Genomic DNA, 22144 nt, shown 5'->3' on the forward strand with positions numbered 1-22144 from the left:
TCACTTGATCACGATCTTTCCTGAATGCTCAACTCCTGCACTGATCAGGGTGTAAAGGTATAATCCCGGCTTTAAATGAGATATAGGTAATACTTCCCTTTCGGATAGCAACTCATAATTCAACACCTCCTGTCCATTGGAATTAAGAAGTCGGAGGTAAACCTTTTCACCTGCAAAATCACGGGTAAATACACTCAATTCACCCTGAGATCTATCTGCAGGGTTAGGGAATATCATAACCGGCCGCTTGGTCAGGAAATATACCGTAACCGTCTCCGTCATGATCTCGGCGCCTCCTTCAAAGATCACCCTCGCCCTGTAATGGTTGAGTCCCTGGAAAGGTTCTGTATCCAGTCCCTCAATAATATTAGATGAAGGACTATTTACCGTGACCACTGGTGTGAATGTGCTGTTTTGCTCTCGCTCAAAAACTACTCTTTTCACCTGATAATTGGTGCCCAGCGAAAGTGTAAGTACTACCTGACCCAAAGGAGTGTTTTCAAGTGCGAAGAAGCTTGACAAGTAACAGTCCACACCTTGAAATGAGTAGTCGAAGGTAAGGTTACGGAGGCCTGATTTACCCTGACCCAAAGTTGGTGCTATGGTATATAAGGTGTATGGATAATCGCCTTTGTCCAAAATCACGGAAGTATCAGTTACTTCCAAAAGTGGCTCAAGGTATTTTTCTCCAACAGTATAAAGTGTATATGCAGAGGTGTTCTCTAGGTTATTCCATAGAAACATCACAGAATCAGGACAATTGAACCCAACTGATACCTTAAGTGGTCTGGAAATAGTAAAAGTATCACTGACAAACTCTTCTGCACCAACCGTCATTCTTGCCAATGCAGTGGAGTAAACGTCGGGAGAATCCCAGCTATAATATTGCTTACTAAGATCAACATTGTCGGCAATGGGTAACCAGGTTGAACCCTTGTCCAGTGAGTATTCCAGAATGCCAGACTGTCCGTCAAAGGTGCTTTCCCATCTGAAAAATGAAACCCGTTCACCATTATAGGGCATATTACTATTGCCGACAGGAAATGTCCACTGAAAAGCATCCGTTTCGTCCCATTGGTACACTACAAAAAACTTTTGTGGCCCATCTACAATGTCAAATCCGCTGATAGCTATTTCATAGCTGCCCGGCTCTGGTAAGTCCAGTGTTATTTGTTCCGCATTATTTAGATGATCCGGCTTACGGACGGGTAGCTGCTTTAAAGAATCTTTGTGAGGGTAGCTGTTCAGTACCCAGGGCATCCAGCTGTCACCACTGCCCTGATGTTTAAGGGTCAGGTCCAGATCGTTGACTAGTGCTGTACCGGCATTGACAGTTGCAGCTGGATCATTCCAGACCAGCATTACCTTTAGGTTTATAGCATTTGAGGGTATATTTATGGTGAGTGTTTCAGTCTGGCCGTCATTTACGCTTCCGGTAATAAAACGGTCGGCATTAATAGTTTGAAGGGCACGCTTTGCATTAATACTACCATATCCTGATAGAAAATCGACACCTTCGGGACCCATGTCATCAGCGGAATTCATGAGTATGCCTTTGAGCAAAGTGGCATCGGGTAGTTCGGCATTTTTGAGTTGATAAGCCTGTTGCAAAACAATGGACAGACCGGACACCAGAGCTGCCGACGATGATGATCCTACAGTGCTATATGCTGCCAACTCAGGCTTAACCCTACCGTCATACGCCGGACCTTTCGATACAAAAGGATCAGTGTTATGCAATGTATCTACTGCGCTTACCGTCAGTATGTTTTTTGCCATTTTAAAGTTGCCTGTAAGATTGGCATAGCCCTCTACGCCACTGTAGGTTCCTACCGTATCTGTTCCGGCTCCGTTATTTCCGGCAGAGAAAATATGCAACTGCGTGGGATAGGAGTGCGTATGCTCATCATAAGCCGCGGCATAGCCACCATAAAAGTTTTCTATGCCTGTGCCATAAGCGTGGTTTTGAATGTAAATATCAGACCCCTCAAAATATGAGATATCATCAGGGAATAAATTCATGAAGTTTGAAGATGATAAATTAGCGCCCCAGGCAACACCCCTGCTGTTAAAAGAAGTATTGCCGGCGCCAGCCACAATAGTTGCCATTTCAGATGCATGACGTGAGGTAGTTTCACTACTAAATAGCGATGGCAGTACTCTTCCTTTAAAGTCGATATCCGTTTCGTCAAACCTTTGTTCCTTAATAGAAATGTTATATCCCATACCGTTTAGGTCGGGGAATTTGTGGTGTAAGAGGTTTACTTTGTTAACGTTAAGGTTAAGATCAAGTACAAGACTTTCTTCTTTTGGAACAGCCACATGTCGTGAAATATAGAGCACATGGGTGGCGGGGAGCAACTCCTCAGTTATATACTTTAAGGATGTACGAATGATCAATGTATTGCCAGGTGCGTATTCGTGCAGGATCTTGACTGAATTTGATTTCCGGAGAATTTTCTTACATTGGTCCAGGGCTGTAACTTTAATAAGAAAATCTTCCTCCCGAGTCGAATTTGATTGTTTCTCGGTTAATATAAGATTTGGCGATAGCTTCCATAAATGGTTAACAGCTCGTGCGAATCTGAAGGTGTTTCTTATGGTTGTGTATGGTTGTTTCGAATCAAAATAGATGATGTAATGATGGCTGTCCAGCTTTCTGGCGATTTTAATATTCCCCCTATTATATAAGGTATTTTTAGCGTCGTCAGTACTTACAAGGTAAAAGTGGTGATAAGCCTGGCCTGCTTCAGTTTCCGGTTTAATGAATTTGTGCCATTTTTCGGATGGGGCTTGTTGAGAATAGGATGTCAGCGAAACTAAAAAACATATAAAAGTATAAAGAGTTTTGTACATCGAAATAAATTTAATACTGCTTTAACCGGAAACAACAACTGTCTTAGTGATTGAAAACGTGAATATCATGAAATTATTTATTGAATTAAGTGTGATATTAAAAACAATATTACACGGTTAATGTAAAAGTCCAAAACCAATTCCGAGACAGAGAGTACTTGCTTATATTGGAGTTATATATTAGGACTAAGCTCATGAAATCTTTTCAACCTTTACCTTAAATAAGATGAGCTTTTACATTAGTGATTCTGAAGTAGTGTAATTGCTTTATAGGCAAACAGCTTTGGTAAATCAACCTGCAAATAGACGGGGACAGAACTGCCCCGTCTATTATTATTTATTAAATAATGTTTAAACAACGAAACTCTGAAAAGAGTAAACCGTTAAGTGAAATATTGTCAATGTTTAAACATTAATTATATGAATAACTCACAATTATTTTCATCTTATCAATTAGGAAGTATCACTTTGAAAAACAGGGTGGTTATGGCTCCTATGACGCGTTCACGCGCAGTAAAGGATAATGCCCCTGCTGAATTAACAGCACTTTATTATGCTCAGAGGGCCGGAGCGGGTTTAATCATTACTGAGGGGACCGCTCCTTCTCCCAACGGACTTGGGTACCCAAGAATACCCGGGATCTTCAACAAAGTTCAGATAGAAGGGTGGAAGCTGGTGACTGATGCCGTGCACAAAGAGGGAGCAAAGATATTTGTTCAGCTCATGCACACGGGCAGAGTTGGTCATCAATTGAACTTACCTGAAGGTGCCGAAGTGGTAAGCCCAACAGCTAAACCTGTTTCGGGTGAAATGTATACCGACTCTCAGGGGGCATTGACACATACTACTCCACGAAAAATGACTAAGGAAGATATTGAACAGGCGGTGGAGGAATTTGCCAGAGCTGCAAAAAATTCAATTCAAGCGGGGTTTGATGGTGTTGAGATCCACGGTGCCAACGGTTATCTTATCGAGCAATTTATTAATCCGAACATCAATGATCGTGATGATGAGTATGGAGGTTCCGTAGAGAACAGGGCACGATTTGTACTGGAAGTGGCAGAGGCCATTGTAAAAGCAATAGGGAAGGAAAGAGTTGGTATCAGACTGTCACCTTATGGTGTGTTTAATGATGCGGGAGCATTTGCAGATATAGATGAAACTTTTGAATACCTGACGAAGCAGTTGAGTGATTTAGGATTGGTTTATCTGCATATTGTTGATCATACGGCGTTGGGTGCACCAGAAGTACCTGCCACTATAAAACAAAAAATCAGGGACACTTTCAAAGGTACCTATATTTTGAGTGGAGGATATGACAAAGAGCGTGCTATCGAAGATTTGGAAGCAGGAAAAGGTGATTTGGTAGCTTTTGGCAGGCCATTTATCGCAAACCCCGATTTTGTAGAACGGATGTTGACAGGTGCAGAGTTGAGCGTAGCAGATCACAATACGTTTTATACTCCCGGTAAGGAAGGATATGTAGATTATCCTATGCTAAATGGTGAACTCCTTGAACTTAAGAAATGAGCACAAATGTTGCATTGGTAAAAGAGCTTTATAAGCATTTTGCCAATAAGGATAATGAGTCGGTCAGAGCTCTGTTTCATGCTAATATTGTATGGGTACAAATGAAGGGTTTTCCCAATGGTGGCAGGTTTGTCGGGCCGGATGAAGTCTTTCATAATGTATTTCAAAATTTCAGAGATAACTGGGTGGAATGGAGAACAGAAATCGACGAATATCTTGAACATGAAAACTCTGTGTTGGTCACGGGCCGCTATGAAGGTACCTATGGTGCAACGGGCAAGGCTGTATCTGCTGAATTTGTACATCGATATCAGCTAAATGGCGGCAAGGTTGCAAAATTTACCCAATACACTGACACTTTGTTAATTTACCAGGCAATGCAGAACTGAGGAAGTTGGGAGAGAACCATTCCGGGGCCTGATCAGGTCTTTGGATGGTTCTCTGTTTCAAGTTCAAAAAAACACTTCGATTTTGTCATTTATTAAATCTTTGCTTTTCCCACTGTTAAATGGTCGAATAACTCCGGATTTAAGGACGTATCGATAGCCTGATCATGCCTGACTTTAAAAGCTGAGATAACCGCATGTAATTCTCAAATTCATAAAAAATATATTATTCTGCTTGCTTAGGTAAGCTGGGGATAATTTCGCCCTCTGTTAAGCTCTAATCTTTTTCCTGTTTTATAAAAAGTTCTTCCCTTCAATGCCTTAGGAGGTAAATGAGATAATCATGGTGTTCTTTTTTAAATTGTCTTTCCCGAAACCAGCAGGAAGGAATAAATAATGACCGGCATGATAATTATAATAATTATACGTCTTTCGTATTATTTATACTTTAATCATACTTCGATTTAAATTTTCGAAATATAGCGCTTAATCCTTCGACAGACTGGGCCTGCCAAGGTGTGTTTATGACCTGTTTGAAATGAAATTTTACTAAACATAACAGACTGACGGGTGTTATTTAAACTGTTTGTGAGTAAAAATTTTTATTATTTATAGTTATTGGGTATTTGTGCATCTTGGTTAAATATTGGTTCATTTTTAATAAATTCGGTGTTGAAATGCCCTGTTTTTGATCCAAATACGTGATAATTTTAAATAATGGGTGTGAAATAACCCATGGAATTAAATTTTTACTACTTTTACGAAAAATTTAATTTATACTACAACCACTATGGCACACTTACGCTTCAAAGCACTTGATCTGGCGAATAACAGAACCAGAACTAAAGTAGAAGTATCAGGGAAAATTTCAGATTTCTTTGGTCAGGATGTTTTTGGTTTACGCGAAATGCAGAGTCTCCTAGCCCCCGAGATTTATAAAAGGGTAAAAAAGGCTATTGATGGGGGAACTAAAGTAGATGCTGAAACCGCGGATGCGGTAGCTTCTGCAGCCAAATCCTGGGCATTAACAAAAGGGGCGACCCATTATACCCACTGGTTCCAGCCGCTTACAGGTTCTACAGCCGAAAAACATGATACCTTTTTTGATGCATCTACAGGGATAGAAAAGTTCAAAGGTTCCGCATTGGTTCAGCAAGAGCCGGATGCTTCATCATTTCCCAGTGGAGGTATAAGAAGTACTTTCGAAGCGAGAGGATATACAGCCTGGGACCCCAGTTCGCCCATGTTTATTTATGGAGTTACACTTTGTATCCCCACTGTGTTTGTTTCATACAATGGAGAGGCTCTGGACTATAAAACTCCTCTTCTTAAAGCAGTAGAAGCTGTAGATAGAGCAGCTACAAATGTTTGCCAGCTATTTGACAAGAAAGTTACGAGAGTAAAAGCTTCATTGGGTTGCGAACAGGAATATTTTGTAATTGACAAGGCCCTATATGCGGCCCGTCCTGACCTCGTAATGGGAGGTAGATCAGTATTCGGACATAACCCTGCACGTGGCCAGCAGCTTGATGACCATTATTTCGGATCAATTCCTCCGAGGATATATGACTTTATGAAAGCTTTTGAAATTGAAGCTTTGAAATTGGGTATACCAGTTAGTACACGACACAACGAAGTTGCTCCAAGTCAGTTTGAAGTAGCACCATTGTTTGAAGATATCAATATAGCCTCTGATCACAACCAGCTGCTGATGGATGTGATGTCAAAAGTGGCAGAGAGACACCGTCTTAAGGTACTGTTTCACGAAAAGCCTTTCGCCGGTCTAAATGGTACCGGAAAGCACAATAACTGGTCACTGATCACCAATACTGGTGTCAACTTATTCCAGCCAAGCTCCAGCGCCAGGGAAAATCTGCTATTCCTGATTTTCTTTGTCAATACCATTAAAGCTGTTTACGAGCATGCAGACCTTTTAAGGGCCAGCGTGGCTTCGGCAGGCAATGACCATCGTCTTGGTGCAAACGAAGCACCTCCGGCTATCATGTCCGTATTCATAGGCTCTCAGTTGACCGCCGTGCTGGACGAATTGGAGAAGAAAGGAAATGTGAAGGTTGGAAAAGGTGAAAACATGTATATGAAACTTGGTATCGATAAAATCCCACCGATCATCCAGGACAATACCGACAGAAACAGGACTTCTCCTTTCGCTTTTACAGGTAATAAATTTGAATTCAGAGCTGTAGGAGGTAATGATAACTCTGCATCTTCTATGACCGTACTGAATGCTATCGTAGCTGATCAGTTGACAGATTTCTATGAGTCAGTGCAGAAAGAGATTAAAAAAGGTACTGAAAAGAGGATGGCTATTGTTGCTATACTCAGAAAGTACATCAAAGAATCTAAAGCTATACGATTCGAAGGCGACGGGTACTCTGATGAATGGGTAAAGGAAGCTGAGAAAAGAGGGCTATCTAATACGCAGGATACACCAAGAGCACTGGATGCTTACCTGACTGAAAAATCACGCAAAGTATTTAACAGACATGCTATTCTTACTGACAGGGAGCTTGAAGCCAGAAACGAGATCCGCTGGGAGAGCTACATCATGAAAATACAGATTGAATCGCGGGTAATGGGCGACCTTGCTCTTAACCATATCGTTCCTACGGCAATTGCATATCAAAACAAGCTCATCCAGAATGCCAACGGGCTGAAAGGTTTGAATATTCCTAACAAAGGTGTGATCAAAACTATTGAAAGCATCTCCGGATATATTGATACCATTCAGACTGAGGTTCATAACATGATCGAAGAGCGCAAACGCCTCAATAAAGTGGAAGACCTGAGAGAGAAGGCTATAGGATACTGCGATGACGTAAAAATGAAATATTTTGATAAAATCCGTTATGCAGTGGATAAGCTTGAAATGCTGATTGACGATGAGGATTGGCCTCTCGTTAAATACAGAGAAATGCTATTCCTTAGATAGTATCTGAAATTCTTTAAAAAGAGCGGATGGAATTATTTCATTCGCTTTTTTTGTTACTTGCATGGAAATTGCACCTATACATTTATGGAATTGATAAAGGCAATAATAAAAGATAAGTTGTTCTATGTGGTTTTAGCCGTTATTCTGGTGGTAAGCAGCGCTATGGATTTTAATAGAAATCATAATGCTGACCTTCTGCAGGCATATTATGAACCTGTTGAAGCTTTAGATACACTGGATACGGAAGAAGATGAAGACAAACACGAGCTTGTAATGACCTTAAGGGATAGCCTGGTGCAGTATGCTCTGGCTTTGCAGGGGCGTCCTTACAAATATGCGGGCAAAGGGCCTAATGTATTTGATTGCTCAGGCTTCACCTGTTATGTCTATAAAAATTTTAATGTACTGCTTCCCGCATCATCATCTCTTCAGTCAAAGTATGGAGTTGAGACAGTTACTGAGGAAGTGAAAAAAGGCGACTTGCTTATATTTAAAAGTCCGACTCCGGGCGTTAATAGTGTGGGGCATGTGGGCATGGTTGTATCCAATGACGGAGGAAAGATCAACTTCATTCACAGCTCTACAAGACGAGGTGTGGTTATAGACAGTTTGAGCCACAAACATTATAAAGCGCGCTATTTGGGCGCTCGCAGGATATTGACTGATTAAGCCCCGTTGTGGAGATTGGCAATTATATTTTCCTTGAGCCTTATTTTCTTTTGATGGACGCGGTCGTGATTGTAAATATCCTCCCTGAAGTTTATCATGCCGCGTTCATCCACCCATGCTGACCAATACACAATGTGGACGGGTATTTCCTGGTCAAGAACTACACTTTGAGTTTCTTTAAGAGCTAGATACTTATTTATTTTACTTAGATCACAGTCCAACACATATGCGGCCAGTTCGAGTGGTTTTTCTAACCGTATGCAGCCATGACTAAAGTTTCTTTCTTTTTTGGAAAACAAATAATGAGCAGGCGTATCATGTAAATAAATAAATTGGCTGTTGGGCATCATGAATTTTACCCGGCCCAGGGAATTTTCTGGCCCCGGAGCCTCTACGATGCGGAATGTCCAGTTTGTACTGTCTATATCCTCCCAATCCACGTCTTTTTGCTTTAGTTGCTCTGCATTTTCGGACCAGCCATCATATAACTGTAGATTTCGGCTCGAGAGATAATCCTTCTCTTCTTTAATCCGTGGAAGCATTTCTTCTATCGCGATTTCAGTGGGTACAGTCCAATCAGGGTTAAACACCACATACTCCAGCGTATCACTGAATACAGGTGTCTTTTTATAGTTGGTGCCTACTATGACCTTCATATTAATTACCGCCTCATTTTTATGCACTACTTTCAGCTCATATGCCGGTATATTGACCAATATATAACGATCACCAAAATCCTGATGAAGCCAACGCATTCTTTCCATGTTGGTTTCTATTTTATTTATCCAGTAGGAGAGAGGCTTGTTCAGAAGGTCCAGAGTTTGCGGGTCAATATTGCCGGTTTCTTCCAGGCCGTTAAACGCCTGAAAACGCTTAACGGCCTCAGTGGTACTTTGGTCATAAACGAGCGAGTCCTTCATGTCCAAATCTATTGCCTTCCAAGCGGTTAGGCGTTTTTTGGCCTTAATAACTTCAGAACCAACGTCATTAATCTGAAGGGGTTGTCCTACTTCAGGAGCCTTATTATTTAATGATTTGCGGAAATGTATGAGATAATTGCGCAACAATGTATATTGCCTATGAGAAGGTGCCAGCTCTTGTAACGACTCCTTAATATCATTTTTTCTTATCGCCTTTGCGAGATGCTCTGACAAATCTTTTTTGCGTCTTGGAGCAAACCATTCTTCTTTTTCATTAGGGTCTATCCTTCCGGATAGCAGGTGTGAACCGTAAGTGAGATATGAAGCAGTAAGCAAGAAGTCCAGCTGCGCGATGTCTTTAAACCGTAAGGTATCCTCCTCACGTATTTTCTGTTTAAACTTTTTGTTTTTAATAAGCTTCTTGCGCCATTTTTTACGCCGCTCTTTGTGGCTTTCAATATCGTAAATAGAGTTTAGCAGTGTTTCGATTTTTTTTGTATCATAATTTTCAGGTTTTAGGCCATGCTCAGGTGCTGTATCCAGAGCTTCCAGTAATTCATCTGCTTGTTTTTCAGGCTCATCGAAATTGAGCCAGGCAAGGTTGTATTCACGGTCTTTGTAGAAGTCATCGAACTCACCGTGTAGGTAGTTCCTCACATCTTTGTCAGGAAAATAAGCTCTGGCATTGATGGAATCACTTCCAATTTTGATCAATGACCTTATTTTGTCATTCTTAATCTCAAATTCTGATTTGTTAGAGCACGAAAATAAAGCGAAGCATATATAAATCAGAGTAAGAATGGTTTGCGCAGGTTTTGTCATTTTTAGTTTTTAACTAAAAAATTGCAAAAGCAATACCATAAAACAGGCTCAGTTGGCTTTGCCCTGGGGGTATGAAATAGACTGTACTAAATAAATGTTTTACGAACTGCGGCGCGCAGCTAAACTTAAATATTAAGTAAGTCTGGTAAATTTAATAGTCAAGCACATGGCAACATATTAATTACCTGATGTGTTATGAAGCAATATTGAACAATGACAGGCCTCGAAACCTCCTAAACGTATGATCTATTGTTTTCCTAGAATTTGTTTATACCTCTCAGGTTGGTTAAGAACTTTAATGGCCGCCAGGATGTCTTCATCGCTATCAAATGTTGATTCCACCGAGCCCTTTTCAAGATAATACCTTGAAGTGATTTCATCCTCAAGCATGGTTACAATTTGGCTTTTAAAGTCTGTCAGGTCATTTTTTTTGCTGTTTTCCAATGTGGTTTTTACATCAGACAACCTTTCTTTGATATCCTCATAGTACTTTTCTTTTTTTGCGTTTTTGGTTAGTTCTTCAAGCTTTTTCTCAACCTGAGTAGTGTAGCTATAATCTTTATCTGACAGCCAGTCTGTAAAAGCCTGGTATTCCTGCTCAGACAGCTTGAAATTCTTAGCTTCTGTAATGGACTGATGATCAAAATGATACTTGGTGGCATAGTCAAAAATGTAACCTTTGATAAACAGAGACTGCGCAATCGGAGACAATGACTCTTTCTCAATGGTGATATCAGGATCTATACCACCTCCGTCCATAACGGTCCTTCCATTGGTGGTTTTAAATTCCATTTTTATGGAATCAGGAACGGCACCAACACTGCCATCTTCGTTTCTGAATGAATAGTCAAGGGCCTGTATACACCTGCCACTAGGTGTATAGTATTTAGCGGTGGTCACTTTCAACTGTGAGTTATAAGAAAGAGGTCTGGTGATCTGAACAAGTCCTTTTCCAAAAGATTTCTGGCCGATAATCACTCCCCGGTCATAGTCCTGGATGGTGCCTGCCACAATCTCCGAAGCAGAGGCGCTTCCACTATTAATCAGTACCACCAACGGTATCTCCTCATCTACAGGATTGTTTAGGGTTTTGTAAGAGGCATTATTTTCTGTAAGCTTGCCTTTGGTTGAGACTACTTCCTGTCCTTTAGGTAAGAACACATTGGTAATATTAACGGCTTCGATCAACAGACCCCCAGGGTTACCCCTTACATCCAGAATAATCTTTTTTGCTCCTTTATCTTTTAGTTCATCAACGGCATTTCTTACTTCCTTGCCCGCCTGCATGGTAAATTCGGTAAGCTTAACGTATCCGATATCGGTTGAGACCATACCATAATAAGGAACGTTGCTGATCTTCACTTTTTCCCGCTTAAAGTCCAGCGTAATTGGTGCAGTGCTGCCATATCTCAAAACGGTTAAAGACACAGGAGTATTAGCCTGTCCTTTCATCAGGTCGCTTGTTTCTTCTCTTGACAGCTCCCTGACATCAATATCATTAATTTTAATTACTTCATCACCTATTCTTAATCCGTTCTTTTCAGCGGAGTAACCCTCCATAAGCATTACCACTTTTATTTTTCCGTTTAACCGGCTGGTAATAGCGCCTATACCGCCATACTGCCCGGTACTTTGCGTTCTGAAATCCTCTATGTCGTCTTCCGGAATATAATTTGTATATGGGTCAAGAGAAGCCAACATGGCATCTATGCCGGTTTTTATTACCTTGTTAGGATTAACTTCATCCACGTAAAGCGCATTTACTTCCTTAAACAGGGTAGCGAAAATGTCCAGATTTTTAGCTATTTCAAAGTAGCGGTCGCTGGGGTTGGAAAATGACAGAGCGACAAGAATTATCAAAGTTCCGGCGCTCCATATTTTTAGTTTTCTGTTTCGGAGGGTCATATTATTGAATTCAGATTGTACTTATAAAGTAACACCTTTAGAAGGTCTAAATGTTCAAATTAACGAATCATTTGATTATAAAGTTGTTATCAGGCTGCAGGAAGGTGAAACAACAGGGCCTGCGCATAAGATTGAGCACATACAGGGAGAGTCACGGAAAAAGAGAGGCCGTTTAAAGTTATTTAAACGGCCTCAGCAATACTGGATTGAATAATTTTTAAGAATTTACCAATTGTTTGAAGTCATACCGGTAAATCTCCTCCAGGTCTTCAACACCTTTGATGGTAACTCCCAGTTCCTTTATTGTTCCGGAATCAAGGCCATATACCCACGCATGAACATGAAGGTCACGTTCGAGCCATGCATCCTGTACAAATGATGTGCGTGCCAGGTTAGAAGCTTGTTCTATCACATTGAACTCCACCAGTTTGTTCGCCCTTTCGGTATCATCTTCAATGGCATCCAATATTTTAGAATGTTTTTGGTAAACATCTTTTATATTTCTTAACCAGTTACTCACCAGACCTGCGTTGGTTTTAGACATGGCAGTAAGTACACCACCGCAACCATAATGGCCACATACTATAATATGCTTAACTTTTAGGACCTGTACCGCATATTGAAGTACGCTAAGAAAGTTCAGGTCAGTATGAACAACCATGTTGGCAACATTTCTGTGCACAAATATTTCACCCGACTCCGTGCCGGTGATTTCGTTGGCAGGAACCCGACTATCAGAGCACCCGATCCATAAGAATTCAGGACTTTGTCCTTTAGCCAGATTTTTAAAATAAGTAGGGTCCAGGTTTAGTTTTTCCTCAACCCATTTCTTGTTACCTTCTATAAGCCTGTTGTATGATTTTTCCATTGTCCTATATTCTTTATTGTTAATTTAATGTTTTTATGTTTAGCAGTTTCTAAGAAATTCTGAATTACTTCTTTTACATCATGATCAATGTTTTTAGAGTGTGTTCCGTCAATCACTACTTCTGAATCTTCAGGAATATCCCTTAGTGTCAATAACATGCTGCCCTTGTTTAGGAAGGTCATTTCCTCGGCCAGGCGGATATTAATTTTTTGGCCTTTGCCGTTGTCTTCACTATTGTAATGAAATGCTGTTCTGTAGTTATTCCTGAGAATATAAAATATGGAGAATACCATACCTATTCCTATACCTCTCAGCAGGTCGGTAAACAGAATGGCCAGTACCGTAATTACAAACGGAACGAATTGATCCCATCCCAGTGAATACATGCTTTTGAATAAAGATATTCTGGCAAGTTTATAACCAACTACCAGTAATATGGCTGCCAGTGATGCCAGAGGTATCATATTCAGGATGTTTGGTATAAAAATTACTGTAATGAATAACAAAACACCATGAATAATGGCTGATAATTTCGTTTTGGAACCTGAATCTATGTTAGCTGAACTTCTGACAATAACAGAGGTCATAGGTAGACCACCTATCAGACCACTAAGTATATTTCCAACACCTTGTGCTTTTAACTCCCTGTTTGTAGAAGTTATCCTTTTCTGAGGGTCCAGTTTATCCGTTGCTTCAATACAAAGCAGTGTCTCAATACTCGCCACAATAGCTATGGTAAGAGCTACTATATACACTTGAGGGTTTGTGATTATTGAAAGGTCAGGAGTAGTGAAAAGCCCCAGAAATTCGGAAAATCCGGAAGCTACTGGTAGTCGAACCATATGGTCTTGGGCCAACGCCAGGTCAGGTGCCGCGACAGCGTAAATTTGATTAAGAACTATGCCGAGCACAACAGCGATCAGTCCACCAGGGATGATCCTGAAAAATGTAATTTTCTTGAGCTTCGGTCTGTCCCATATAATTAAAACAGCTAATGCCAGCACACTTATTATGATAGCACCGGGCTGGAGGGCACCTACGGCATTTATAAGTTCTGAAAACGTGTTCTCTCCATCAGCCTGCATAAAGGCATCATCTCCCTCGAAATCGGCATCATACCCAAGTGCATGAGGTATTTGTTTCAGTATAAGTATCAGACCTATAGCTGCCAGCATACCTTTTATTACTGATGAAGGAAAATAATGACTTACTATACCTGCTTTCAAGAAGCCTAACAATAATTGTATGACTCCTGCCAATACAACAGCAACCAAAAATGCCTGGAACGATCCCAGGGACTCGATTGCTGCGAGTACTATAACGGTAAGACCGGCTGCCGGGCCTGAAACACTAACATTAGAACCACTTAAGGCTCCTACTATTATACCTCCAACTATACCTGTAATTAACCCTGAAAATAATGGTGCTCCCGAAGCAAGAGCAATACCCAAACATAGAGGTAATGCTACCAGAAATACCACCAGCCCAGCCGGAAAGTCACTTTTCGGATGTGAAAAAATACTTTTTTTTGTCATTTTGATCTATTCAATAAATATATAATACATCTGTCCTCATAATGTTTAAATTATGAAGTCAGAATTAACATTACTTCATGTTGAAGCATGGATTTTTTGTATTCAGCTAAGCTGAAGAAAAGAAATACTTAAGAAAAAGGGAATAGATCAGGACTGAGGCGGTGGGGTAATTACCTCGGTAATATGATTGGTGAAAATGATAGATTTATACAAGCAACGACTGTTGTAAAGTATATCCGGAATAAATGAATTTGAATGTATAAACTCTTTTTCTTCTAAAAAGTGTTTTTCCTCTTCTTCAAAACCCAGTGTTCCTCCCGGTATCTGAGTTTCCGGTATAACATCAGAATTAGTGAGTACCATTTCGGCAATCAGTTCAACAACAGTTTCAATTTCGTTGATGTACTTATAACCGGGACCGCTCTTGCCTATGAGGTTATCGCTGACATTCATGCTTATGTTAAGCACCTGCGCAGCAATAAAAAGTGACAGTAGCTGAAATACTATGGTCGTTCTGATGTTCATTGATGAGATTTACGAATCTCTACTGATTCTGGTTCTACAAAACTCACAAAAATTATCGAAAAATTCGAATTCAGAAATTTAATTTTCACTTTTTTCTTGATAGACGGTCTTTGAAGTTGTCTTTCGGGACGATGATTCAGAAGCCTCAGTTTCAATGTAGAAAGTCAGTAATTCAGGCCCGGTATTTTATAAATTCCATGTATTATTGACGCTGCAATGTGAAGTCAGGGTCTGCTGCATTTAAAAATATGAGTGAATTTTTTGGATATTTATCCGCAATAGTTATAGGTTTTACATTAGGGCTAATCGGGGGTGGCGGTTCTATTTTAACAGTCCCCGCGCTTGTTTATATAATAGGGGTGAGCCCTGTACTGTCTACTTCTTATTCTCTTTTTGTAGTTGGCGTGTCTGCCCTGGTCGGATCTTTAAACTACATGAGGAAGGGGCTGGTGAGTTATCAAACGGCGGTGGTTTTTGCCATACCATCTTTTTTGGCGGTCTATACAACACGAAAATTTGTAGTACCGGCAGTACCTGATGTTATTTTTTCGTCAGAGCGTATTATTGTGAGTAAGGACCTCGCTATAATGGTGCTTTTTGCACTGATCATGCTCATGGCCTCCATCTCCATGATTATGTCAGGAAGAAAAGAACTACCTAAGGAAATGGCCGGTCAGGAGCCTGTTTTTAATTATCCCTTGATACTGCTTGAGGGTGCTTTGGTGGGCGCTCTTACAGGTTTAGTGGGCGCTGGTGGTGGCTTTCTGATCATTCCGGCGCTTGTATTAATGGCAAAATTACCCATGAAGCTGGCCGTGGGTACATCTTTGCTGATCATAGCTGCAAAATCATTGATAGGGTTTGTCGGGGATATTGAAGAGCAGCCTATCGAGTGGAGTTTTATTATTCCATTTACAGCAATAGCGGTTGCCGGAATATTTATCGGTTCTTATGTTTCAAGATATGTTGCAAATGAAAGGCTTAAGTCCTGGTTTGGCTGGTTTGTGCTGTTCATGTCCTTTTATATTCTTTTTAAGGAGGTATTTTAAGATGCAGGGATACCTGCTGTGGCATGTAAAAAAATAGGGCTTCCGGTATTACCTCAGAAGCCCTCAGGACATTGTAGTCAACTTTTTATACCACTTTAGTAAAAAGTAATATCACACGAGGGTTTAGTGTTTTTAAAGCTGGCCACTTCTTTTTGCGAAAGCTTGGTGTTATAACAGGAAACCTTTGATAAGTGTATCAGGGTGAATAGGGGAGACAGGTTACTTACTGACGTATTTTGTAAGGATATCTCCTTAAGATTGCTTAATCTGCGCACCGCGTTAATATTATTTATTTTGGTGCCGGATACATGCAATGACTCCAGGCTGGTTATTCCGCTTACCGGATCCAGGTCCGAAACACGTGTGTACTCAATATTAAGATTTTTCAAAGTTTTGAGACCCATTAAGGGAGTCAGGTCAACTACCGGATTATAGGAACAATCCAGAGACTCCAGCTTAGCCAGGTTTGATAAAGGAGAAAGGTCAGAGATCTTCATCACTTTGCTTACTTTTAATTCACGCAAGTCTTTTAGGGTAGCCAGAGGTGTAATGTTTTCAATCTCACTGCCCTCAGGTATCACAAGCTTTTTAAGCTCCAGAATTTGATATAGATTTTTTAATGGTAGTTTATCCATTGGGCCGGTGTAACCTATGGCCTTGGCAAAAATTCCCCGCCATTCTTCTGATAGCTTTATCCACCAAATGGTGAAATCCATAGTTTTATAGATTACCGTTGTTGAAGGGTGTTTGGCTTCATAAAGACCAAGTTCTTCCTTGTTTACCTTGGAGTAATCCGCAACCAGCAGTTTAAGGCTCAGGTTATTGACAGGTCCCAAAGAGTCTATATGTGTATCAGAGAGGTCAAGCCTTTCCAGGTTAGACCACTTCTTCAGTGGCTCCAGGGAAGTAATGCCGGATTTTTTGAGGTTTAGTGACTTTACATTGGTCATATCAGCAATAGGTTCCAGGGAGTATATACCATATTTACCCTCAATATCTATCTTTTCGGCAGATTTGATCCTGGCCAGGTCCTCGCCCGTAGGAGGGGTTGCTGTTATGTTGAATTGCTCCTTAAAACTCTCCTTCCATGCCAGTGGCAGGTTGTTCCACCAATTTATAAGGTCGGCGGTTTCATATAGTACCTTGCACGACAGGTTAGACTCTTCAAACTTCCTGATCTCTGTAAGGTCGATCGGGGTATTGATACAGACCACCTTCTTCAATGACTTAAGCGGGGTAATAGGGGCGAGCGTTTTAACAGAAGTATTTTCAAAGTATACTACCTCCAGGCTTTCCAATGCTTTGAGCGGCTCCAGGCTTTGTACTCCGGTATTAGACATATATATCTCGCGCAGGTTGGAAAGCTGCGACAAAATCGAAATATCATTTACCCCTGTACTGGAAAAATTGAGTATTTCAAGGGCCGTTAGTTTAGCCAGGGGTTTGAGATCGGTAATGTATTTGTTGTAGGAGATGTCAATTTCTTTAATAGCCATTACCTTATGTGACTCACTTGGAGTTACGTTGCTTCCCACCGCTCTCTGGAATACCACTTTCCATTCAAAGTTTAGGTCATTCCACCATGCCTGGAATGTCTTCATATCCCTGATGCCGGAAGAGTACATACTGGCCACTTTGTATACCTGCTGAGTAGGTTCATAGTTAATTTCAGCATACCTCACACTGGCATTCTCCACTTTTTTTCCATCTGCTGTAGTACCTGTTATAGTACGTTTAAAAGTAACTTTGAAATAATCCTTTTGCTCAGAACTGCTGTGTTTTTCAATTTTACTAATGTCAAATTGGAACCTGACGTTTTTAAAGAGTATATCAACATCCTGAAGATACGACTGGACGTTTTTGTTTATGGATACTTTTCTTTCGGATAGATCATCTTCAATCTGAACATTCTTATCCTGGAAAATCTTCAGATAACTCTGATCTGTAATGGTTTTCTTGTCCCCCACAGCGACTTCAGGATCACCTAAAGTATTGAGCGTAAACTCTAGGAACTTAATAAGTTCCGATACTTTTGCCTTCTCCTCATCGCTCTGGGCATTTGCATTATTAAAGCAATTACCACTTATCAGCATTGCTATCATCAATATTCTTACAGCTCCAACTCTCATCTTAGTAAGGGTTTTTATTCGTAATTAATTAGCGTGATTATTCTCATGAAAGAAAATATATTTTCTTAAAATCTCTTTATCCTTTTCAGCAACTCTCATTAAGTCGGTTATCAACCAGCCGGAATTCATGCTCTTACGGCTTAGTGATGAGAGTTCAAAATACCAGTTATCAACCTGGAAGAAATGAAATTTTACATTTTTTACATCCAGAAACTTAGCATTGCCCCGCTTAAGTTCATAGATAAAAAGCGTCAGGTAATCAGGGTTAAACTCATTGGCGGCATATTTTTCAATCTCATCTAACCGGTCAAAAGCCTTTTTCAGATTAACAAATTTAATTTCGTGGCTTTTAGGATGCAGATAAGGCCCGGGTTTATAGGCTTCATTTCCAAAATAGTCCACACCTTTAAAAAGATGGGTAAAAGGTTGAAAATATACATTGGCCAGTACCCACTTGGTACCTTTATTTTCCCTTTCCATTTTTAAGAACAGGGTGCAAGGGTGCTTCTGGTTTTCATAGCTTATCATTACATCTACCTGAGCATACCAGTCATTTCTTTTATGGTTTAGAAACTTCGGGTCATAGCTGTCTGTGACATTGAAAATAAAGCTGTTCTTCATTGAATCAGACATATTGGTGCTCAGCTTATCGAAAAGATTGGATAAGTAGACCTGACGTAGTAGAGGGCTTCTAAACAGGGAGTCACTGCTGTAAAACCTGGTGCCATCGTAATCTTCTTCGCCATTAAACCTGCGGAAGAACTGGTTTACCTGCTTGGTTTCTGCGAGTACAAACTCATTGCCTTCCACATAAGAAACCCCCTGAGCCATTATCTCAGCGCAATACATTAAAGCCGCTACAATAATTAAAAATGCACTTCTTTTTTTCATAAAACTGTCTCGCTTACAACTATGTCACCAAGTAATACATCCCAGAAATTGACATGGGTGCCTTCTACCTGCATGATTTTGCGTTCAACATAAATAGTGATGTCTTTTTTAGTTACATCTTTATAAACCAGGGCATCACCCTGCAGCCCTTCAAATTTTTGATAAATGGTGACTACGCCTACATACTTACCGTCGGGGGTCATTTCAAGATCACTGATATACTGAATGTCGAACCACTGGATTTTGACTTTGTCATAGCTAAGGGCCATGAGTCTTTCAAAGTATTTTTTTATTTCATACTGTTTAACTTCTTCTTTATCAAGAGTGGAAACACCAATAACACTGCCATCCGCAAATAGCTCCAAAGCTCTGGATACTACCCGGTTGGCTTCAGAAAACGGAGTGCTTTTGCTGCCAATGATCGCTATGTATTTGCTTAGGTCCCTTATTTTCTCCATGGCCATGGAGTCGACCTTAAGCTTTTGCTCGGGGTCTATAGGTTCTTCTTCCTCAAAGTAATCGGCAGATGACTGGCCTATACAGGGCTTATCAGGAGTGGAAAAGAGTATAAACACAAAGTATAGACAAAACAGTACTTTATAGGTCATGGTTGATGGGGCTTTAAGATGTAGATTGTGTGTTTATTTTACAGCTAGTTCAATTTTGGTTATTTTTTTTTGTGATTCGTCCAACTTGACAGCTTGAATAATATGTGGTGCCTGACGTGTATCGCGCAAATAATGCAGGTACCTGGATATGGTGACGGGTTTATCGTAATACTTTTCGCCGTCGCTATTATATAGTGCAAAAAATACCGGTGTATCGGGCGAGCTGAAATACTCGAAGACTTCAGCCATCTTTGTATCTCTGCCGTCAATATCCTCAAGGTCCATTTTGGCAAATAGCTTGAAATAGCCCTCCAGTGTATCCTTTAACTCTTTATCTACCAAAATAATATCAGAGCTCCGAATTACCTGGGGCTCCTCATCTGCTTCAGCAGATTTGGTGGTTTGTGACGACTTACACGAAAAAACTAATAATGAAACCAACATTATACAGACACCTGTGCGATACTTAAATAAACTCATAGTAAAAAATTATCGGAATACAAATTATAATAAATTATTAAGGAAACTGAAATTTTTCATACGAAATTTAAATAATATCCAAGTTGCAACAACGATATTAACTCCTTGGTAATGTATAATTTATAGTTAAAATAAAATTAATTACAAAATAAATTGAATGTTTGGCTGCTTGGGCAACTATCGACGATTTTCCCTGCACCAAATTTTATCGCTCCGGCCGGGCTTTCATTGAGTTAATGGGTAACTGGATCTAGATGGATTCCATCTCTTCCTCGATATGACGTACTTCTTCGGGAGAAATGTAGAGCCGGTCTATTTTGTCTTTATATTCTTTAGGAAGATCCTCCTGGTTGAGGATGTATTTTTTTGTTTTTACAATTTCATCAGCCAATCCATGCATTATGGCAAAAGTATCAGCTTGCCGCTCAGCCTTCATCAGAAAGTGTTTGGATGTGAGGTATTTAAAGCCGAAACCAATCATCTGAAATGAACTCCTGTCCAGATAATCCATAATATGTCCTAATTCATGGGCGATCCAGCCTACTAATATTTCGTGAGGGACATTTTCTATCCCCATCGTACTGTCATTTAAGGTTAAGTGCCTGCTGATTTTCACCTTATAAATGCGTTTGTACTTTCTTTTGAAAAGCGTTTTGACCCTTGGCTGAGCCTGCATGACGGCATTCTTAATATTTTCTCTGAAAACGAAGTCTATGCGGGTGTTTTGTAACTCAGGGTAATATGACAACGCTTTTTTTATTTCTTTGCTTAATAATACTGGGATGCCTTTATTGGCGTAGTTATCCGCAGGAAGTGGAATGGGCTTACTCTGTGAGTAACTTAGGAGCGGTAAATTAAAAAGAACTAGAAAGGTAAATGTTTTAACTATAGATCTGATAATGAAAAATATTTAAAGGTTTAAAAATAAATGACTGCGGCAGCCAAATTGTAACCGAAAGAGGATCGAAAAGATTCCTTAAATATAATGACTGTTTTTTGAAATCGGTAATTTTTACGCTATAACATGTAGATGATCATGTTTTTATGTTCGAGGTAGTGTCGTTGATAATGAGAAAAGTGTTTTCGGTCGGTGTTTTTATGCCATTCATATAAAAGGTTTAACTACTGATGAGATGCCCCGTGAATATTAATGGTCAAAAACTCAAAATATGCCTAAACGCAGTCAGCAAATTTTTCTCTGGATACTTATCCTGCTTTTATGTTTTCAGTTCATTGTCTCCGGAGCTATGCGTTTGTCAGGTAAATATGCCGACTTGGTGATATGGGGATATTCCTGCTCGCTGGTTTCATTTGTAGGATTACTCGATATCTTTATTGCAATCTGCCTGTTGTTTTCTAAAGTCCGCCTGGTTTCAGCTTTTATACTTATTTTATCCATGCTTTGGCAAGGGTACATATACCTTATGCATCAGGAGCTTGCTTTTGTTATGATTGATCTGGCTTCTGCAGGTTTGGCACTTATAGTAGTGTGGTATAGTCGTGAAAGCCTTTATGCACAGGGGAAATGGTAAGTATTTAGGGTGCGGTTTTATATCTTTGGATGATGAGTGACAAGGTTTATGAAAGGGATTTTAGTGGAGAGTGGGAAATCACTGCCTCCAAAAGCGGAGGCCCGGGAGGTCAAAACGTCAATAAGGTTAATACAAAAGTAACTTTAAGATTCGATGTGTTGGCATCGCAGAGACTTAGTGAAGCAGAAAAGGCCCTGATAGTGGACAAACTGGCCAATAAGATTAATAATAATAATATACTCATCATCACCTCGGAAGCCGGGCGCTCTCAACTTAAGAACAAAGAAGAGGCCATCGGGAAATTTTATGATCTGCTGAAAAGAGCTCTTAAGGTTAAAAAGAAACGGAAAGCCACCAAACCTTCAAAATCCGCTGTTGAAAAAAGACTGAAAGCCAAACAAAAGCAATCAGAAAAGAAGCAGCATAGGCAGAACAAAGATTTTTGACGAACCAAGCTGAAAGTTGCCAACTGCTATTAACAACTGCCTG

The 22144-nt window shown here is 40.2% G+C and carries 18 protein-coding genes; 7 read left to right on the plus strand and 11 right to left on the minus strand.

Annotation, left to right across the window (positions count from 1 at the left end):
- Positions 1-2856 carry a S8 family serine peptidase gene (locus LVD17_RS17130; RefSeq protein WP_233760236.1) on the minus strand — a complete coding sequence of 952 codons (2856 nt, stop codon included), beginning with the start codon at positions 2854-2856 and terminating at the stop codon, positions 1-3.
- A gap of 420 nt (positions 2857-3276) precedes the next feature.
- Between LVD17_RS17130 and LVD17_RS17135 the strand changes: the two genes are divergently transcribed.
- From LVD17_RS17135 to LVD17_RS17150, 4 genes are all read left to right on the plus strand, one after another.
- On the plus strand, positions 3277-4386 hold the full coding sequence (locus tag LVD17_RS17135; RefSeq protein ID WP_233760237.1) for an alkene reductase: 1110 nt from the start codon (positions 3277-3279) through the stop codon (positions 4384-4386).
- Entirely contained in the window at positions 4383-4775 is a 393-nt protein-coding gene (locus tag LVD17_RS17140; protein WP_233760238.1) for a nuclear transport factor 2 family protein, read from the plus strand. The genes LVD17_RS17135 and LVD17_RS17140 overlap by 4 nt, the downstream gene beginning before the upstream one ends.
- Before the next feature lie 787 nt (positions 4776-5562).
- Positions 5563-7722 (plus strand): glutamine synthetase III family protein, encoded by a 2160-nt coding sequence (locus tag LVD17_RS17145; RefSeq protein ID WP_233760239.1) that lies wholly within the window; start codon positions 5563-5565, stop codon positions 7720-7722.
- An 84-nt stretch (positions 7723-7806) separates the two neighbouring features.
- Complete coding sequence (locus tag LVD17_RS17150; protein ID WP_233760240.1) at positions 7807-8391, plus strand: C40 family peptidase; 585 nt, start codon at positions 7807-7809, stop codon at positions 8389-8391.
- Here the strand turns inward: LVD17_RS17150 and LVD17_RS17155 are convergent.
- The 5 genes from LVD17_RS17155 to LVD17_RS17175 form a co-directional block, all read right to left on the minus strand.
- The gene (locus tag LVD17_RS17155) at positions 8388-10133 is read right to left on the minus strand and encodes a L,D-transpeptidase family protein (RefSeq protein ID WP_233760241.1); all 1746 of its coding nucleotides are present in this window, start codon (positions 10131-10133) and stop codon (positions 8388-8390) included. The two genes, LVD17_RS17150 and LVD17_RS17155, sit on opposite strands and share 4 nt — an antisense overlap.
- Before the next feature lie 246 nt (positions 10134-10379).
- Entirely contained in the window at positions 10380-12038 is a 1659-nt protein-coding gene (locus LVD17_RS17160; RefSeq protein WP_233760242.1) for a S41 family peptidase, read from the minus strand.
- A gap of 217 nt (positions 12039-12255) precedes the next feature.
- Entirely contained in the window at positions 12256-12906 is a 651-nt protein-coding gene (gene can, locus LVD17_RS17165; RefSeq protein ID WP_233760243.1) for a carbonate dehydratase, read from the minus strand.
- Positions 12879-14441, minus strand: coding sequence for a SulP family inorganic anion transporter (locus tag LVD17_RS17170; protein ID WP_233760244.1), 1563 nt, complete (start codon positions 14439-14441; stop codon positions 12879-12881). Before LVD17_RS17170 ends, can begins: the two co-directional genes overlap by 28 nt.
- Positions 14442-14588: 147 nt before the next feature.
- A complete protein-coding gene (locus LVD17_RS17175; RefSeq protein ID WP_233760245.1) occupies positions 14589-14966 on the minus strand; it encodes a hypothetical protein in 378 nt (125 codons plus the stop codon).
- 248 nt (positions 14967-15214) lie between these two features.
- On the opposite strand from LVD17_RS17175, the gene LVD17_RS17180 reads away from it, so the two are divergent.
- Positions 15215-16015: a sulfite exporter TauE/SafE family protein gene (locus LVD17_RS17180; RefSeq protein ID WP_233760246.1), complete on the plus strand. Its 801-nt coding sequence runs from the start codon at positions 15215-15217 to the stop codon at positions 16013-16015.
- Positions 16016-16110: 95 nt separating this feature from the next.
- Here the strand turns inward: LVD17_RS17180 and LVD17_RS17185 are convergent, their stop codons facing one another.
- From LVD17_RS17185 to LVD17_RS17205, 5 genes are all read right to left on the minus strand, one after another.
- Complete coding sequence (locus LVD17_RS17185; RefSeq protein ID WP_233760247.1) at positions 16111-18144, minus strand: leucine-rich repeat domain-containing protein; 2034 nt, start codon at positions 18142-18144, stop codon at positions 16111-16113.
- A gap of 24 nt (positions 18145-18168) precedes the next feature.
- Positions 18169-19035 carry a hypothetical protein gene (locus tag LVD17_RS17190; RefSeq protein ID WP_233760248.1) on the minus strand — a complete coding sequence of 289 codons (867 nt, stop codon included), beginning with the start codon at positions 19033-19035 and terminating at the stop codon, positions 18169-18171.
- Complete coding sequence (locus LVD17_RS17195; protein WP_233760249.1) at positions 19032-19643, minus strand: hypothetical protein; 612 nt, start codon at positions 19641-19643, stop codon at positions 19032-19034. Before LVD17_RS17195 ends, LVD17_RS17190 begins: the two co-directional genes overlap by 4 nt.
- A gap of 33 nt (positions 19644-19676) precedes the next feature.
- Positions 19677-20123 (minus strand): hypothetical protein, encoded by a 447-nt coding sequence (locus LVD17_RS17200; RefSeq protein ID WP_233760250.1) that lies wholly within the window; start codon positions 20121-20123, stop codon positions 19677-19679.
- Between the two features lie 250 nt (positions 20124-20373).
- Complete coding sequence (locus tag LVD17_RS17205; RefSeq protein ID WP_233760251.1) at positions 20374-20871, minus strand: hypothetical protein; 498 nt, start codon at positions 20869-20871, stop codon at positions 20374-20376.
- 421 nt (positions 20872-21292) lie between these two features.
- Between LVD17_RS17205 and LVD17_RS17210 the strand changes: the two genes are divergently transcribed.
- Together LVD17_RS17210 and arfB are read left to right on the plus strand one after the other, a co-directional pair.
- Positions 21293-21655: a hypothetical protein gene (locus tag LVD17_RS17210; RefSeq protein WP_233760252.1), complete on the plus strand. Its 363-nt coding sequence runs from the start codon at positions 21293-21295 to the stop codon at positions 21653-21655.
- Between the two features lie 29 nt (positions 21656-21684).
- Positions 21685-22101 carry an alternative ribosome rescue aminoacyl-tRNA hydrolase ArfB gene (gene arfB, locus LVD17_RS17215; RefSeq protein ID WP_233760253.1) on the plus strand — a complete coding sequence of 139 codons (417 nt, stop codon included), beginning with the start codon at positions 21685-21687 and terminating at the stop codon, positions 22099-22101.
- The last annotated feature ends 43 nt before the right edge of the window (positions 22102-22144 follow it).

This window comes from Fulvivirga ulvae (assembly GCF_021389975.1).
GTDB classification, from domain to species: domain Bacteria; phylum Bacteroidota; class Bacteroidia; order Cytophagales; family Cyclobacteriaceae; genus Fulvivirga; species Fulvivirga ulvae.

What these genes read in the sequence shown, in the direction of transcription:
- LVD17_RS17130 (WP_233760236.1), bottom strand. Translation starts at nt 2,856, where the DNA reads ATGTACAAAACTCTTTATACTTTTATATGTTTTTTAGTTTCGCTGACA.
- LVD17_RS17135 (WP_233760237.1), top strand. Translation starts at nt 3,277, where the DNA reads ATGAATAACTCACAATTATTTTCATCTTATCAATTAGGAAGTATCACT.
- LVD17_RS17140 (WP_233760238.1), top strand. Translation starts at nt 4,383, where the DNA reads ATGAGCACAAATGTTGCATTGGTAAAAGAGCTTTATAAGCATTTTGCC.
- LVD17_RS17145 (WP_233760239.1), top strand. Translation starts at nt 5,563, where the DNA reads ATGGCACACTTACGCTTCAAAGCACTTGATCTGGCGAATAACAGAACC.
- LVD17_RS17150 (WP_233760240.1), top strand. Translation starts at nt 7,807, where the DNA reads ATGGAATTGATAAAGGCAATAATAAAAGATAAGTTGTTCTATGTGGTT.
- LVD17_RS17155 (WP_233760241.1), bottom strand. Translation starts at nt 10,133, where the DNA reads ATGACAAAACCTGCGCAAACCATTCTTACTCTGATTTATATATGCTTC.
- LVD17_RS17160 (WP_233760242.1), bottom strand. Translation starts at nt 12,038, where the DNA reads ATGACCCTCCGAAACAGAAAACTAAAAATATGGAGCGCCGGAACTTTG.
- can (WP_233760243.1), bottom strand. Translation starts at nt 12,906, where the DNA reads ATGGAAAAATCATACAACAGGCTTATAGAAGGTAACAAGAAATGGGTT.
- LVD17_RS17170 (WP_233760244.1), bottom strand. Translation starts at nt 14,441, where the DNA reads ATGACAAAAAAAAGTATTTTTTCACATCCGAAAAGTGACTTTCCGGCT.
- LVD17_RS17175 (WP_233760245.1), bottom strand. Translation starts at nt 14,966, where the DNA reads ATGAACATCAGAACGACCATAGTATTTCAGCTACTGTCACTTTTTATT.
- LVD17_RS17180 (WP_233760246.1), top strand. Translation starts at nt 15,215, where the DNA reads ATGAGTGAATTTTTTGGATATTTATCCGCAATAGTTATAGGTTTTACA.
- LVD17_RS17185 (WP_233760247.1), bottom strand. Translation starts at nt 18,144, where the DNA reads ATGAGAGTTGGAGCTGTAAGAATATTGATGATAGCAATGCTGATAAGT.
- LVD17_RS17190 (WP_233760248.1), bottom strand. Translation starts at nt 19,035, where the DNA reads ATGAAAAAAAGAAGTGCATTTTTAATTATTGTAGCGGCTTTAATGTAT.
- LVD17_RS17195 (WP_233760249.1), bottom strand. Translation starts at nt 19,643, where the DNA reads ATGACCTATAAAGTACTGTTTTGTCTATACTTTGTGTTTATACTCTTT.
- LVD17_RS17200 (WP_233760250.1), bottom strand. Translation starts at nt 20,123, where the DNA reads ATGAGTTTATTTAAGTATCGCACAGGTGTCTGTATAATGTTGGTTTCA.
- LVD17_RS17210 (WP_233760252.1), top strand. Translation starts at nt 21,293, where the DNA reads ATGCCTAAACGCAGTCAGCAAATTTTTCTCTGGATACTTATCCTGCTT.
- arfB (WP_233760253.1), top strand. Translation starts at nt 21,685, where the DNA reads ATGATGAGTGACAAGGTTTATGAAAGGGATTTTAGTGGAGAGTGGGAA.